This window comes from Polaribacter sp. M10, from assembly GCF_054968445.1.
The window spans coordinates 69,151-85,577 of record NZ_JBSSBG010000017.1 but is presented as its reverse complement, the minus strand read 5'-3'; the positions used below and the strand labels follow the sequence as shown (position 1 = coordinate 85,577).

Annotated in this window: 13 protein-coding genes; 4 read left to right on the top strand and 9 right to left on the bottom strand. The window is 29.9% G+C overall.

Going from position 1 to position 16,427, the window contains the following annotated elements; all coding sequences use genetic code 11:
- Positions 1-176: 176 nt before the first annotated feature.
- The 9 genes from hpf to ACWYN7_RS14045 form a co-directional block, all read right to left on the bottom strand.
- Entirely contained in the window at positions 177-485 is a 309-nt protein-coding gene (gene hpf, locus ACWYN7_RS14085; protein WP_462860616.1) for a ribosome hibernation-promoting factor, HPF/YfiA family, read from the bottom strand.
- Entirely contained in the window at positions 482-1,381 is a 900-nt protein-coding gene (locus ACWYN7_RS14080) for a tyrosine-type recombinase/integrase (RefSeq protein WP_462860618.1), read from the bottom strand. The genes hpf and ACWYN7_RS14080 overlap by 4 nt, the downstream gene beginning before the upstream one ends.
- A 167-nt stretch (positions 1,382-1,548) precedes the next feature.
- On the bottom strand, positions 1,549-1,746 hold the full coding sequence (rpsU, locus tag ACWYN7_RS14075; RefSeq protein WP_015480739.1) for a 30S ribosomal protein S21: 198 nt from the start codon (positions 1,744-1,746) through the stop codon (positions 1,549-1,551).
- Positions 1,747-2,215: 469 nt separating this feature from the next.
- Positions 2,216-3,382, bottom strand: a complete 1,167-nt coding sequence (locus ACWYN7_RS14070) for an acyl-CoA dehydrogenase family protein (RefSeq protein WP_462860615.1) — start codon at positions 3,380-3,382, stop codon at positions 2,216-2,218.
- A 20-nt stretch (positions 3,383-3,402) separates the two neighbouring features.
- Positions 3,403-4,314 carry a ComEA family DNA-binding protein gene (locus ACWYN7_RS14065; RefSeq protein WP_462860614.1) on the bottom strand — a complete coding sequence of 304 codons (912 nt, stop codon included), beginning with the start codon at positions 4,312-4,314 and terminating at the stop codon, positions 3,403-3,405.
- 12 nt (positions 4,315-4,326) lie between these two features.
- Complete coding sequence (locus ACWYN7_RS14060; protein WP_462860613.1) at positions 4,327-5,994, bottom strand: alanine/glycine:cation symporter family protein; 1,668 nt, start codon at positions 5,992-5,994, stop codon at positions 4,327-4,329.
- A gap of 94 nt (positions 5,995-6,088) precedes the next feature.
- Entirely contained in the window at positions 6,089-6,988 is a 900-nt protein-coding gene (locus ACWYN7_RS14055) for an SDR family oxidoreductase (protein ID WP_462860612.1), read from the bottom strand.
- On the bottom strand, positions 6,989-7,987 hold the full coding sequence (locus ACWYN7_RS14050; RefSeq protein WP_462860611.1) for a potassium channel family protein: 999 nt from the start codon (positions 7,985-7,987) through the stop codon (positions 6,989-6,991). It lies immediately after the preceding gene.
- A 3-nt stretch (positions 7,988-7,990) separates the two neighbouring features.
- Positions 7,991-8,218 carry a PspC domain-containing protein gene (locus ACWYN7_RS14045; RefSeq protein WP_462860610.1) on the bottom strand — a complete coding sequence of 76 codons (228 nt, stop codon included), beginning with the start codon at positions 8,216-8,218 and terminating at the stop codon, positions 7,991-7,993.
- Positions 8,219-8,441: 223 nt separating this feature from the next.
- On the opposite strand from ACWYN7_RS14045, the gene uvrA reads away from it, so the two are divergent.
- The 4 genes from uvrA (at position 8,442) to ACWYN7_RS14025 (ending at position 16,084) form a co-directional block, all read left to right on the top strand.
- A complete protein-coding gene (gene uvrA / locus ACWYN7_RS14040; protein ID WP_462860609.1) occupies positions 8,442-11,264 on the top strand; it encodes an excinuclease ABC subunit UvrA in 2,823 nt (940 codons plus the stop codon).
- Between the two features lie 26 nt (positions 11,265-11,290).
- Positions 11,291-11,998, top strand: coding sequence for an LOG family protein (locus ACWYN7_RS14035; RefSeq protein ID WP_462860608.1), 708 nt, complete (start codon positions 11,291-11,293; stop codon positions 11,996-11,998).
- Positions 11,999-12,072: 74 nt separating this feature from the next.
- Positions 12,073-13,272, top strand: a complete 1,200-nt coding sequence (locus ACWYN7_RS14030) for a T9SS type A sorting domain-containing protein (protein WP_462860607.1) — start codon at positions 12,073-12,075, stop codon at positions 13,270-13,272.
- Position 13,273: 1 nt separating this feature from the next.
- On the top strand, positions 13,274-16,084 hold the full coding sequence (locus ACWYN7_RS14025; protein WP_462860606.1) for a gluzincin family metallopeptidase: 2,811 nt from the start codon (positions 13,274-13,276) through the stop codon (positions 16,082-16,084).
- The last annotated feature ends 343 nt before the right edge of the window (positions 16,085-16,427 follow it).

Sequence of the window (16,427 nt, the reverse complement as noted above, 5' to 3'; positions counted from 1 at the left end):
GATGGAGGGACTCGAACCCACGACCTGCTGATTACAAATCAGCTGCTCTAGCCAGCTGAGCTACATCGGCTTTTGTTTCACAAAAAACAACCCGCTATTTCTAACGGATTGCAAATGTATAAAGTTTTTTTACATTCCAAAAACTTTTTTTTATTTTTTTTTACTTTTTTTTATTCTTATGAAATTAAAGAGTCTCTATGTTTCTCTTTTGATCTTTTTAATTGCCTTTTTAAATTATCTACAGCAGCATTTACACCTTCTTCAAAGGTTTTTGTTTCTCTTTTAATAATTAACTCACTACCAGGTACATTGATCTTAACTTCGGTGATTTTATTTTCTTTATCACTTGTGTTTAGAACTTTTAAAAACACCTCTGCATCAACAATTTTGTCGTGAAACCTACTCAAAGTTGAAACTTTCTCGGTTACAAATTTAATTAATTCTTTGTCTGCATTAAAATTTACGGATTGGGTGAATACTTTCATACTTCATTGTTCTTTTTACTGCTCCTTGGATGAGCTTGATTATACACTCGTTTAATTGTCTCTAAACTATTATGAGTATAGACTTGCGTTGAAGCTAAAGAGGAATGCCCTAGCAATTCTTTAACTGAATTTAAATCTGCTCCCTCATTTAAAAGATGTGTGGCAAATGAATGTCTTAAAATATGAGGGCTCTTTTTCTCTTTTGTAGAGACTCTACTAAAGTAAGAATTTATTATTCTGTAAACAAGAGTTTCATAAATTTTATTTCCTTTTTTTGTAATAAAAAGTTCATCTAAACCAATCGAAAATTCTTTCTTTAACTCTAAATATTGGTTTAAAGTTTGACTTACAGATTTTAACAAAGGAACAAAACGCTCTTTATTTCTTTTACCAAGAACCTTAATTGTACTTTCTGAAAAGTTAATATCACTTAGTTTTATATTGATAAGTTCAATTCTACGAATACCTGTTGAATAAAAAAGTTCTACAATAAGCTTATTTCTCACTGAGATGAAATCGTTTTTGTGACTTACGTTGTTTATTACCTTATTTATTTCGCTAGCATTAAAAGGAACTTGAATTTTCTTTTCAACTTTTAAAGCTTTGTGTTTTGAGAGCGGATTAACCTTTATTTGATGCGTTTTCTGAAGAAATTTGTAAAAAGATTTTAATGAACTTACTTTTCTATTAATTGATCGATTTGAAATCTTTAAATCGACCAAAGAAACAATCCAAGTTCTTATTTGATTGTAATGTACTTCTGATAAATTTTCTTGATTGAATTCTGTAACTAAAAAATCTTTAAATGAAATTAAATCGTTTTTATATGCTGTAACTGTATGTACAGAATATTTTTTTTCTAGCGATAAGTATTCTAAAAAGGAATCAATCACAATTATTGGTTGTTGTTTTTTTTAAATTTACAAAATTTTGGGCATAAAAAAACTCGCATCATTAATTTGATGCGAGATGTATCTTTTAGAGTAGATGCCAATTTAAAATTGGGACTAGTTCAACTTACAATTTTTACTTGGTCTTTTAAACTTGTAAAAATTGAGTTTCACTACCCTACTTCTTCTTGTGTTCTTAATCTCTGAACGTATGAAGCTTTTATTCTTTGAGCTCTTTTAGCTACAGACGGCTTTGTAAAGTTCTTTCTGTTACGTAAGTTCTTCATTGTCTTTGTTCTGTCAAACTTTCGTTTGTAACGTTTTAAAGCTCTATCTATATTTTCTCCTTCTTTTACAGGTATAATTAACATTTGTTGGCACCTCCCTTCATAAGTATCTTAAATATTTTTAAAACAGTTAAACTGCTGATTTATAATTTTTGGACTGCAAATGTAATTATTAAATCTGAATTACAAATTTTTAATTCAATTAATTTTTAGATTGGCCTGCGTTAGGGATTGCAATGGCATCCTTTTTTATGCTTATCTGTCTTATACTTTTGTCTATTAATAGAAATCTCTTTCTTGAAAAGATGATACTGACCTAAATTCAGCATAAAAAAGTTATAATGAAAAGCCCGACCTTTAGGGAACGCCCAAATTAGTGGACAGTTTATCAGTAGCAGTTTGCAGTTAATACACCTTATTTGTAGTTGCTCAATACCTACAAGGTTTTGGAAACCTTGCAGGAGAGTTATGTTGCTGGCTTGTATTCTTTCCCGTCAATTACCATTTTTGCGATAATCTTAGGATTATTTTCGCAAAAAGCTAATTTAAAAAACTATGTTGCTGGCTTGTATTCTTTCCCGTCAATTACCATTTTTGCGATAATCTCTTTTAAGATTTCAGAGGTTCCTCCTCCTATTGGTCCTAATCTGCTGTCTCTTAACAAACGAGCCATTGGATAATCTTCCATATAACCATAACCTCCTAATAGTTGAAGTGCTTCGTAAATTACTTCGTCTGCCATTTTTGTTGATAGCAGTTTAGACATGCTTGCTTCTTTTACTACATACTGCCCATCGTCTAAACGTTTTGCAATAGAATAATTATATTCTCTACACATATCTACTCTACTTGCCATTTCTGCCACTTTATGTCTTAAGGCTTGGAAACTATCTAAAGGTTTGCCAAAAGCAACTCTTTCTTCCATATACTTAATTGCATAATCTACTGCATATTCTGCTCTTGCATGTGCATTTACGCCCATTAACAACCTTTCTAAGGCAAAATGCTGCATAATATAAGGAAAACCTTTGCCTTCTTCTCCCAGAAGGTTTTCAGCAGGAACTTCTACATTATCGAAAGCGATTTCTCCTGTATCTGAGGCTTTCCAACCTAATTTATTTAACATTGTTGCTGATAATCCTTTTGAGTTTCTGTCTACAATAAACATACTAATACCTTTGTATTTGTCTGTAGGATCTGTTTTTGCAGATACAATTAAATAGTCTGAAAGCACACCATTTGTAATAAATGTTTTTGAACCATTTAAGATGTATTTGTCTCCTTTTTTAATAGCTGTAGAACGCATGCCAGCTACATCAGAACCTCCAAAAGGCTCAGTGATGCACAAGCAACCAATCATATCTCCAAGAACACTTGGTGCTAAATATTTTTGCTTCTGAGAATCGTTACCCTCTTTGTTTAAATGGGTCATTGCTAAATATTCATGCGCCCACATGGCTGCAGCAAATCCGCACGAATTTATTTTTTGCATTTCTTCTAAAAAGATAACTGTGTAAAATAAATCTAAATCTAACCCTCCATAAGCTTCTGGAGTAGCTAAACCGAAATACCCCATTTCTCCAAATTTTTTCCAGATAAAACGATCTATTGTTCCGTTTTTTTCCCATTTATCAACATGAGGAACCACTTCTTTCTGTAAAAATTCTTTGAAACTAGCACGAAAAAATTCGTGTTCTTCAGTAAAATACATACTGCTCATTAGGCTAGAAATTTAGTTTATTATTCAGCCAACAAATATAAGGTTATTCTATCATACAAATCTAAAGGAAAACCCTCGATGTTTTTTAATTCTGAGATATCTTGGAGCTCTGCAACCTCATCTCTGTAATTAAAAATCTTTTTACACAACTCATAATCTATGTAGGGATTTTTTAATAATTGTTTGAATTCCACAGTATTTACATTCACTTTTTTAATGATAGGTTTATCTACAATTTTGAAAACTGATAAGACTTTGTCTGCAACTTCTTTTTCTAAACCCCACACTTCATAAAGCTGACTAGCAAAAGAAAAACCTTGTAATTTAGAACGATACTTAATAATTCTTTCTGAAAAAGCAGGTCCAATTCCGTTAATAGTTCTTAAATCTTCTGCTGTTGCTTTGTTAATGTCTGTTGTAGTTAGTTTATAAGTTGGTTTTTTATAGTAATCGGACTGAGATTCCTGCTTACTCTGGAATGACAAGTTTGAAGAATTCTTTTTTTGATTTCTTTTTACAACCCAATCTGGAAATTTAAAATAAGGTGATATTTTAGCTAAAAGTGAATCTGAAATCTGTGTAACTTTTTGAAACTCTTCTTTAGAATTGACAAACTGATTGGTTTTTCTGTATGTCAATAGTCGATCAATTTCTTGTAAAGACATGCCCAATTGTTCTCCTTTATAATCTGTAATATAATTTGGATTAAAAGGGTAAATCTTAGGTTTTCTATCTTCGATTTCTACCAACTTTAAACTATCAACTTGTTGTTGAAGTGCTAGAATTTCTGGTTGATTAACATCAACACTATCATCTGAACTAAAAACATCAACAAAAATAAAAACTTGTAAAATTAGGATGAGTATTGCCAATAAAAAAATCCCATTTCTTTGGCTTTTAGTATACCAGAAATGGGATTTGAATATTTTCATTATAACTGTTTTTTACATGTGGTCGTTAATATCTACAGCACCATCTTCAATTGCCTCTTCTTTTTTATTAATGGCATTCATGTATTTACTTAATTCTTTTTTAATTATCGGAGATAACATTATTACCCCAATTATATTTGGAACCACCATAGCAAATATCATTGCATCAGAAAAATCGATTACCGCTCCTAAACTAATAGATGCACCTACTATCACGAATAACAAGAATAAAACTTTATATACTAAATCAGTTATTTTTCCTTTTCCGAATAAAAATTTCCAGCCTTGCATACCATAGTAAGACCAAGAAATCATGGTAGAAAATGCAAATAATATAACCGCAATTGTTAAGACTACTGAGAAATGAGGAATTACAGAATCGAAAGCTACAGCTGTTAACTCTACACCTTCCTTAATTTCTACACCATACTCCATAAACTGACCATCGAAGTTGGTAATGATAATTACCAAAGCTGTCATAGTACAAATAACTACTGTATCTACAAATGGTTCTAATAAAGCAACAATACCTTCACTTGCTGGATATTTTGTTCTAACTGCAGAGTGTGCAATTGCAGCTGAACCTACACCAGCTTCGTTAGAGAAAGCTCCTCTACGAATTCCTTGAATCATTACACCTATTAAACCACCAGCAATACCTAATCCAGAAAATGCTCCTTCGAAAATTAAAGCAAAGGCATCATCTATTAAACTAAAATTAGCAAACAAGATGATTAAAGCAGCCAATACATAAATACCTGCCATAAACGGCACAACTTTTTCGGTTACAGAAGCAATTCTTTTAATACCTCCAATAATTACAACTGCCACTAACGCAGCCATAACTATACCAAAATATAAGCCCGAATTTGGCCCTGTTAATTCAAAAAGTTTTGTAAATTGAGCTGCAGCTTGGTTGGCTTGAAACATGTTTCCACCACCAAAAGAACCACCGATTACGAAAATAGCAAACAAAACTGCTAATACTTTTCCAAAACCACCTGCTCCTTTTTCTTTTAATCCTTTTGTAAGGTAATACATTGGCCCTCCATAAACAGTACCATCTTCACCCACATCTCTATATTTTACACCTAATGTACATTCTGCAAATTTTGATGCCATTCCTAAAAGACCAGCAACTATCATCCAGAATGTTGCTCCTGGTCCACCAATAGATAACGCTACTGCAACACCAGCAATATTACCTAAACCAACTGTAGCAGATAATGCAGCAGTTAATGCTTGGAAGTGAGAAACTTCTCCATCTGCACTTTCATCTCTAATTGTTTCAATTAAATCTCCACCTGGAGTTTGATCTCCATAAGCTTTTTCGTTATTCTCTTTGTCATCGATTATTTGTTGTGCGTTTTCACCATAAAGTTTATCCACACCATGTTTTTCTATATCTTCGTATTTACCTCTAACTACTTGTATAGCTGTTAAAAAACCCGTAAAATTGATAAATTTAAAGTAAAATGTAAAAAATAAAGCACCACCAATTAATACAATTAATACCCATGGTATTTGAAATGTATCAGAAAACGGAATTTCATAGAAAATAGCATCTACAAACCAACCTGTATAATCTTTAAAAGTTGCGTCTATGCTATCTGTTGTGCTTTGTGCAAATGATATAATAGGAAATGCTAAAAGCAATAACGAAAGAAGTTTTTTCTTCATAATAATGGTATTGTTAGTTTTTTTTTGAGTTTACTGACGTGCAATATCTTAAAAAAATGCTCTTTGAACAACTTTTAGCAGTTAAAAGTCATTTTTAGATTAAGGTTTCTTTAAACCTATGTAAATCTTCTTTAAATGATTTTGGATAAAAACCTAGTTCTTTATTTGTTTTCGACAAATCGAAACCTGTTTTAGGTGGCCTTTTTGCAGTTTGATTTAATGTTGTTGATGAAATTGGTTTGATTAAACCTTTATCTAATTCAAATACTTCTGCCACTTGCTGTGCAATTTCGTAAACACTTAATAATTTATTTGATGATATATGATAAATACCTTTTGCATTTTTATCCATAGTAATTTTGCACGCTAAGGCTAAATCATCTACAAAAGTTGGCATTCTGAATTGATCATCTACAATCGTAATTTCTTTGCCTTGCTCTAAACTACTTTTTACCCAAAGCACAATATTACTCCTGCTCATTTCAAACACTTTACCATAAACCAAAATAGTTCTTAGAATAGAAAAATCAATATTAGAGTTTATCAAAATTTCTTCGGCTTTTAATTTTGATAATCCGTAATAGCTCAATGGATTTGGAGTATCTGTTTCTTTATAGTAGCCTTTTTTACCATCGAAAATAAAATCCGTAGAAAGGTGAATTAAATGAATTTTTAATACTGATGAAATTTCTGTCAACCATTTTACAACGGAAACATTTAACAAATCGCAAGCTTCTTTATTATTTTCGCAAACATCAACCTGTGTCATTGCTGCTGTATTAATAATAAAATCTGGCTTAATATTATGTATAGTGTTTTTTAGATTTTCTTGGTTTGTAATATCAATAGAAACATAGGTAAAATCTTGTCTTCCACTTCTATTTTTACCTTTAGAAAATCCAAACACTTCGAAATCTTCTTTATAATTTAATAATAATTTTAATAAAGATTGACCTAGCAATCCATTACTACCGGTAATAACTACTTTTTTCATTTAAAACAATTCTCTAAGTTTAGATATTTGTTCTGGTCTACCCAAAACGATTAAATGCGCTCCTTGAACTAAAGGTGTAGATGCCTCTGGATTTATAACATAATCTTTATCTGGATTTCTAAAACCTATAACAGTGCAACCCGTTTGTCTTCTTAAATCTAAATCTAAAATTGTTTTTCCTAAATATTTTTTTGGCAATTCATCTACATCAATTTCTTCTAAATTTGCTGTAGTTTCACCTTCAATAGTTAATCGATCTACAAACTCAATTACATCTGGAGTTGTAACTAAAGATGCCATATGATTACCTCCTAATTTATCTGGCATAATTACATTATCTGCACCTGCAATTTTTAATTTACTATACGACGTTTCTTTAGAGGCTCTGCTTATAATTCTACAATTATTGTTTAATTGATTTGCTGTAAGCACAATAAATAAATTATTAGCATCCGAAGGTAAAGCTGCAATTAAAGAACTCGCTTTTGTAATTCCTGCTCTTAAAAGGGTTTCATCTAAGGTGGCGTCTCCCTCTATATTCAATATTCCATGTTCATCTAACAAAGCAATCATTTCTTTATTTTTTTCTACAACCACAAAATCTTTATTATAATTTTGGAGTTTAACAATAGCTTGTTTTCCATTTCTACCATAACCACATACAATTGTATGCCCTTCTAAATGTGCTATTTGTTTTTCCACTCTTCTATGTTTAAAATGTTCAAAAAATTGACCGCTAACCAAATATTCTGAAAATGCAGAAACTGCATAACCAAAAATAGTAATACTTGTTAAAATTAAAAATATTGTAAAAATTTTATCTTCTGGCGAAAAAGGGTGTACCTCTCCAAAACCTACTGTAGTTACAGTGATTACTGTCATATAAAGAGCGTCTACAAAAGAATAATGAGACAAAATCATATACCCAATTGTACCAATTACTAAAATTGAAAAAGCTAAAAATAATATCTTATAAATTTTAGACCCTAATATTCTCATAAATTATAAATCAAAAACCGACGTTCTTTTGGTATAAACCAAGTCTTTTAGCTTTATTAAAAAAGCCAATGTTAAATACAATCCAAAAGACAAACCCACTGTAAAAAAGGTAATGTACACAAAGTAAATACGCACATTTTTAGCTCTAATTCCTAAACGATCTGCTAACCTAGAAAACACACCAAAACCATGTTTTTCAAAAAAATGTCTGATGGAATGTATAAAATTCATTTCTAAAACTTTTAATGCAAGATACTATAATGAGTTGATTTATCTTAAAATCGTTAAAATTAAGTTTGATAAAAATACAATCTAATAAATTACAATTTGCTAAGAAAAATAATTTTCATTGTGAATTTAGAAAAAACTAGGCAAACTTTATCGAATACTTTCATTTTAATTAAAAAGTAATAGAGATTGATTAACTTTGCACCTTTGCAAAATTTCCTATTTATTGAAAGACCAAGAATACATTGAAGTTTACGGAGCAAGAGCTCACAATTTAAAAAATATAGATGTAAAAATTCCGCGAGAAAAACTAGTTGTTATTACTGGTTTAAGTGGTAGTGGAAAATCTTCATTGGCTTTCGACACCATTTATGCTGAAGGACAAAGACGTTATATTGAAACTTTTTCTGCTTATGCCAGACAATTTTTGGGCGGTTTAGAAAGACCTGATGTAGATAAAATTGATGGTCTATCCCCTGTAATTTCTATAGAACAAAAAACAACTAACAAAAGTCCACGTTCTACAGTAGGTACCATTACCGAAATTTACGATTTTCTGAGACTTCTATTTGCAAGAGCTGCTGATGCTTATTCTTACAACACTGGTGAGCAAATGGTTAGTTACTCTGATGAACAAATAAAAGAACTGATTCTAAAAGATTTTGACAATAAAAAAATTGCAGTTTTAGCGCCTTTAATTAAATCGAGAAAAGGACATTATCGTGAACTATTTGAACAAATTTCTAAACAAGGATTTTTAAGAGTTCGTGTGGATGGTGAAATTAGAGAGATTGAAAAAGGAATGCGTTTAGATCGATACAAAACGCATGATATTGAAGTGGTTATCGATCGACTTTTGGTAAATGAATCATCAGAAAAAAGATTAGACGAAACTATAAAAACAGCGTTATATTCTGGTAATAATATTATGATGGTTATTGATATTGATGATAACAATCCTCGTTATTTTAGCCGTGAATTGATGTGTCCAACAACAGGAATTGCATATCCAAATCCTGAACCAAACACCTTTTCATTTAACTCACCAAAAGGCGCGTGCAGCAAATGTAATGGTTTGGGAATTACGCAAGAAATCAACTTAAAAAAAGTTATTCCTGATGATAATATCTCTATAAAAAATGGAGGAATTGCTCCTTTAGGGGAACAAAAAAATAGTTGGATTTTTAAACAAATACAAAATATTGCAGAACGTTATCAATTTAAATTAACAGATGCAATTAAAGACATTCCAAAAGAAGCTTTAGAAATTATTTTAAACGGTGGTAACGAAACTTTTAAAATTGAATCTAAAGTTGTTGGTGTCACTAGAAATTACAAAATAGATTTTGAAGGAATTGTTGCTTTTATCAGCAATCAATATAAAAATGCCGAAAGCACTACAATTAAACGTTGGGCTAAAGGTTTTATGGACGAAGTTACTTGCTCTAATTGTAATGGAAAACGATTAAAAAAAGAAGCACTTCATTTTAAAATTACCGATAAAAATATCAGTGATTTGGCTCAAATGGATGTTACTGAACTTGCTAAATGGTTTGCTAATATTCAAGATAATCTATCAGAAAAACAGCTTACAATTGCAACAGAAATATTAAAAGAAATAAAAACTCGTATTCAGTTTTTATTAGATGTTGGTTTAGATTATTTAACATTAGACAGAACATCGAAATCACTTTCTGGTGGAGAAGCTCAAAGAATTCGTTTGGCTACTCAAATTGGCTCACAATTAGTAGGTGTTTTATATATTTTAGATGAGCCAAGTATTGGTTTACATCAAAGAGATAATCAAAAATTAATAGATTCTTTAATAAAATTAAGAGATGTTGGTAATTCTGTTTTAGTAGTAGAGCATGATGAAGACATGATGAAAAAAGCTGATTATGTTTTAGATATTGGGCCTGGTGCTGGAAAACATGGTGGAGAAATTGTAAGTATTGGTACTTATAATGAGATTATAAAAAACGAAACTTTAACTACAGATTATTTAACAGGTAGAAAAAAAATTGAAGTTCCTAACAAACGTAGAGAAGGCAATGGAAAAACCATTTCTATTAAAGGTGCTTCTGGTAATAATCTTAAAAATGTTTCTGTTGATTTTCCTCTTGGCCAAATGATTTGTGTTACAGGGGTTTCTGGTAGTGGAAAATCGACATTAATTAACGAAACACTGTATCCTATTTTAAATGCACACATTTATAGAGGTGTAAAAAAACCAATGCCTTATAAAAAAATTGAAGGCTTAGAACATGTGGATAAAGTGATCGATATTGATCAATCTCCAATAGGTAGAACACCAAGGTCTAACCCAGCAACGTACACCAAAACTTTTGATGAAATTAGAAGTTTATTTGCAAAAACTCCAGAAGCTGCAATTCGTGGTTACAAACCTGGTCGTTTTTCTTTTAATGTAAAAGGTGGACGCTGTGAAACTTGTCAAGGAGGTGGAGTTCGTGTAATTGAAATGAATTTTTTACCTGATGTACAAGTAGAATGTGAAACTTGCCAAGGAAAACGTTTTAACAGAGAAACTTTAGAAATCAGATATAAAGGAAAATCTATTTCTGATGTGTTAGAAATGACCATAGAAGATGCCACAGATTTTTTTGAGAACATACCTAAAATCCACAGAAAATTAAAAACAATTAAAGATGTTGGTTTGGGCTATATTACACTTGGTCAACAATCTACAACACTTTCTGGTGGAGAAGCTCAGCGAATTAAATTAGCATCAGAATTATCGAAAAGAGATACAGGAAACACATTTTATATTTTAGATGAACCTACAACAGGCTTACATTTCGAAGACATTCGTGTTTTAATGGAAGTACTTAACAAACTTGCAGATAAAGGAAATACAGTTTTAATTATAGAACATAATTTAGACGTTATAAAATTAGCAGATTATATTATTGATGTTGGTATGGAAGGTGGAAAAAAAGGTGGAAAAATTTTAACCACAGGAACTCCAGAACAAGTAGCAAAACACAAAACAAGTTACACAGCTAAATTTTTGAAAAAAGAATTAGCTTAATTACAAATTGATAAAAATATTTAGAGATGATTAACGAAGACAGAAAAATAAAAGAAAAATTTCAACCAAAAACTTGGAACGAAATAAAAACAAACGATTCTTGGGCTATTTTTAAAATAATGGCAGAATTTGTAGAAGGTTACGAGCGTTTAAGTAAAATAGGACCTTGTGTTTCTATTTTTGGTTCTGCACGTACAAAACCAGATCATCCTTATTATAAATTAGCAGAAGAAGTTGCTTTTAAATTAACGCAAAGCGGTTTTGGCGTTATTACTGGTGGTGGCCCAGGAATTATGGAAGCTGGTAATAAAGGTGCTAATAGAGGAAAAGGACTTTCTGTGGGTTTAAACATAGAACTACCTTTTGAACAACATGACAATCCTTGGATTGATCCAGGTAAAAGTTTAGATTTCGATTACTTTTTTGTACGTAAAGTAATGTTTGTAAAATACTCTCAAGGTTTTGTAGTAATGCCTGGTGGTTTTGGCACTATGGATGAACTTTTTGAAGCCATAACTTTAATTCAGACAAAAAAAATTGGTCGTTTTCCAATTGTTTTAGTTGGTAGAAAATTTTGGGCTGGCTTATTAGATTGGATTAAAAACACACTTATTGCAGAAGGTAATATTAGCGAAGATGATTTAAATCTGTTTAGAGTTGTAGATACTGCAGATGAAGCCGTTGATCACTTTAACAAATTCTACGCCAAATATAAATTAAAACCGAACTTTTAATGATTAAAAAAAACATCCTCTTTTTGCTTTTATTTTATGGCTTTTCGATAAACAGCCAAACAACAGTAAAAACAATGTTTTACAATTTATTAAACTACGATTCTGATTTTAACAGTCAAAATAGAACGCCATATTTAAGTACCATTTTACAAAATGTGCAACCAGATTTGTTTATGGTTTGCGAACTTAAAAATGAAACTGCATCTAATTATTTATTTAATAATGCAGTGTTACCTAACAATACCGATTTTAAAAAAGCAGAATTTAGATATAGTAATTCACCAGCAACTGGCTTATTGCAAATGGTTTACTACAACTCTAAAAAATTAATTTTAGAAAGTAGCAATGTAGTACCCACAAATATAAGAGACATTAATCATTACACCTTTAAATTAAATACAGAAAATGCTGATATAGAGCCCATAACTTTAGAGGTTTTTGTAACTCATTTAAAAGCATCATCAGGTAATACAAACAGAGAAAAAAGACTAAATTCTATTCAAGATTTTAACAATTATCTAGAGAAGTTTAGAGACGATGCCAATATTATTTTTGCAGGAGATTTTAATTTTTATACCAGTAACGAAGAAGGTTTTCAAGAATTAATAGATCCTAATAACGCAATTCAGATTGTAGATCCAGTTAATAGACTTTGTCCTGTTTTTCCTGATGACAACAAAGATTATTTTGATGATGATTATAACTCCACATATTTCTGGAACAATAGTTCTTTTGCAGATGTGCACTCACAATCTACAAGAAATTCTCAAGTAAATGGAGATGGTGCTGGAGGAGGAATGGACGATCGTTTCGATTTTATTATGATGTCTAAAAATTTTACGACAAGTTCAGATTTTTATTATGTAAATGATAGTTACAAAACCATTGGTAACAATGGCAATTGCTATAACTCGTATGTAAGCAATTCGAATTGTACAGGTACTTTTTCGCAGGAATTAAGAAATGCTTTATATTATTTTAGCGATCATTTACCTATTGTAATGGAAATAGAAACACCTAAAAATACTTTGTCAATTCCTAAAAATTATCAACCAGTTTCATTTATAAACACTAATATTGTTACAAATAATGTAACCCTAGCTGTAAAAGAAAAAGTGAATTCAATTATCATTTACAATCAACTTGGTCAAATAATTTATCAAACTAAAAATATTAATAAAGATAAATTAAACATAGACACTAGTACTTTTTCTAAAGGAATTTATTATTTAAAAACAGATGCATATCAACCTCTAAAATTTGTAAAATATTAATTTGAAACTCAATTTAAATATATTTGTTTTTTGTTTTTGTTGTTTCACATTTTGTTACGCTCAAGAAAACTCAATAACCATTAGAGGTTCTTTAGATCCTAACAAAAATGAACTGCTTATAAATCAAGAAATACTATTTATAAACACTTCAGATTCTATTTTAAACACTATTTATTTACACAATTGGCCTAACAGTTTTAGAGATCGAAAAACACCATTATCAAAACGATTTATTAAAGATTACAGAAAAGATTTATATTTTGCCAAAGAAGAAGCGTTAGGAAAAACTACGATAAAAAACCTAAATGTAAATTTTGAAACTACTTCTTTTAACGAGTTGAAAAAGCAACCCGATATTTTAAAAATAGAGCTTCAAAAACCTTTAATCCCAAAAGATACTGCCAAAATAAATTTATCCTATGCTGTAAAAATACCAAGTGCTTCTTTTACAGGTTATGGAAAAACAAAACAAGGTTATCATTTGCGTTTTTGGTACATTACACCTGCTGTTTACAATAATGGCTGGGCATTAATGAGTAATCTTAACATTGATGATTTATATGAAAAAGCCACCGATTTTATAGTAGAGATTGATGTTCCTAAAGACTATGTTTTAGAAAGTAATCTGTATCAATACATCACCAAAAAAGAAAACGTTAACAGTTATTATTTAGTAGGAAAACGCAAAACTGATGTAATTCTTGGCATCAATAAAAAGAAACAATTAAAAACCTACAAAACCAAAGAAATAGCAGTTTATACAGATGTTTTTAAAGAAGAAATCGAATACGAAACTGCCACAAATTTATTAAATAAAAACATCAAATTTTTAGAAAAATTCTTGGGAAAATATCCTCATAAAGAAATTTATATTGATAAAATTACGCAAAGCAAAGACCCTGTATATGGATTAACACAATTGCCAAGTTTTGTTCGTCCTTTTTCTGAAGAATTTAAAACAGAAATTACAATGTTTAAAGCTTTAAGCATTAAATTTATTGAAAATACGTTGCTGTTTAACAAAAGAAAAGACAATTGGTATTTAGATGGTTTGCAAAACTATCTAATGATGGAATATATTGATGAATTCTATCCGAATAAAAAACTGATTGGTAAATTTTCTAAGGCTTGGTTTTTAAAACGATTCTATTTTTCAAAATCAGATTTTAACGATCAATATCCACTAATTTATCAATTTATTTCGCGCCGTTTTTTAGATCAATCTCTTACTACTTCTGCAGATTCTTTATCTAATTTTAACAGAAAAATTGCCAACAAATACAAATCTGGCTTGGCTTTTCGATACTTAAAAGGATATTTGGGTGATAGTATTTTGAATAGAACCATTAAAGAATTTTATCAAACGAATCAGAAAAAAACGATTTCGAGTAATGATTTTAAAAAATTATTATCAAACAAAACAAACAAAGATTTAGATTGGTTTTTTACTGATTTTATTAATACCAATAAAAAAATTGATCATACTATAAATCAGGTTGTTGTAAAAGAAGATAGTGTTGCTGTAACTATTAAAAACAAAAGAAATATTACAACTCCTGTTTTACTTTATGGGTTAAAAGACAAAGAAATAAAATATAAAAAATGGGTTACAGATGTAGAAGATACAGCAACTGTTTTTATACCTAATAAAGACATTAATAAAGTAGCATTAAATTACGAAAATTTATATCCGGAGTTGAATACTTTAGACAATTGGAAACGACTAAAGCACAAAATATTTAATAAACCTTTAAAGTTCAGCTTAATAAAAGACATTCAAGATCCGTATTACAATCAAGTATTTTATCAACCAAATTTTAGCTATAACTTTTACAACGGATTAATTTTAGGCCTAAGTTTACACAACAAACCTTTAATTAAAAGAAATTTAGAATTCTCTTTAGCCCCTTCTTACGCCACAAAAAACAATGCCTTAACAGGATCTTTTTCAGTAAGGTATAATCAATATTTCGAAGAAACCAACATTTACAGAATTCTTTATGGTGTTTCTGGATCAACTTCAGATTACGCGCCTAACTTATCTTATCTAGCCATTGTACCTTATGTAAACTTAATTTTTAAAAGAAAAAATTTAAGAGATGCAACTCACGAATCCATACAGGCAAAATTAGTGCATATAGATAAAGAAATTCCTTTACAACAAACTAGAACAGACGAAGATAGCTACAGTGTTTTTAGTTTAAGTTATAATTATGTAAACCCAGATATAATTAAAGAATTTAGATATAAATTTAGCTTAGAAGTTGCGCAAAATTTCTCTAAACTTGCTGCTGATGTTCGTTTTAGATCTTTATCAACCTCAAATACACAGTTAGATTTTAGAATTTTTGCAGGTGCTTTTTTACACAATGCTACTAAAAGCAATTATTTTAGTTTTGGTTTAGATAGAGCAAACGATTATTTATTTCAACTCAATTATTTTGGTAGATCAGAAAGCAGCGGTTTTTTTAGTCAGCAATTTATTATTGCAGAAGGTGGATTTAAATCGGTATTGCCAACAAGGTTTGCAAATCAATATATGTTGGCTTTTAACTCTAGCTTCGGTTTATGGAGATGGGTAGAATTTTACAATGATGTTGCATTTCTAAAAAACAAAACCAACCCTATTTACTTTGGTTATAATAATGGAATTCGTTTTAATTTTGTACATCACATTTTCGAAGTGTATTTTCCATTATATTCTAATAACGGATGGGAAATATCTCAGCCTTCATATGCAGAAAAAATTAGATTTACAATAACTGCAGACCTTGGTTCTATTTACAACTTCTTTAGAAGAGGATTGCTTTAAAACATATATTTTTTTTCCGAATAAATTTTGTTAGTAATAAATATTAAAACAATGCCTATAAGAGAGCAAACGACTAAATTAAGTTTTCATATTAATTTGTTTTTTGTTCGGACAATTATTTTGAAAAAGATTATAACAACAACCTCTAGTATATATAAAACCACATAATTTTCTCAATATTTAAAGGTATTTTCATATAAATTCAAACAAAAACATATATATTGTGTAATTATTAACAAAACACAAGTAAATCAAGATTTAATTATCATATTCTCAATCAAATTTGATATTTTTAAATATCAATTAAAAAAACTATCTTTGCATCATAAAAATTCAGAAAACT